We start from the raw sequence: 502 nt of genomic DNA, 5'->3' as shown, positions 1-502 counted from the left end.
CGCGGAGCTTTACAATTGTGCATTTTTTTAAAATTCTCATATAATTTAATTTGTTGTTTTAATATGTTTTTTTACTGCCTTAACCCCGTTGTGATGTTCAACGAGGTAAGGAAGTAAAAAATGTAATTTTATAAAATAATTGGTGTTTTTTGGCACAATACCTTACAATCATTTTTAGATATAAAGCCCATATATTCTAGCTTGTGAATGATAGTATAATTAGTATTGAATACCATATCCATACCGCACCCGCTAATTTTAAAGCAGCCTTTATTTTTTACAGGTATAAAGCCCATTAATTCAAAGAATGAAAAGAAGTTTTGGTAGTAATATTCATTTTTGCCTTGTGATTTTTCAGGTGCTTTAAAGGATAAATTTCTACTCATTCCAGAACTACTTACACTATCAATAATACAACACATACGCCCTTCTCTTAATGCTTTAATATAGCGTTTCGCGTCGCTAATAAAAGAATCCTCATTGATGTATTTTTCGGTACTTA

1 protein-coding gene is annotated in these 502 nt (G+C 30.1%); it reads right to left on the bottom strand.

Annotation, left to right across the window (positions count from 1 at the left end; all coding sequences use genetic code 11):
• Nucleotides 1–128 precede the first annotated feature (128 nt).
• A partial coding sequence (locus AC3DE3_RS17180) for a hypothetical protein (protein WP_488370833.1) occupies nt 129–502 on the bottom strand: 374 nt, incomplete at its 5' end.

The organism is Dietzia sp. IBK-p2-16D, assembly GCF_057773085.1.
This window is presented reverse-complemented; position numbering and strand designations above follow the sequence as displayed.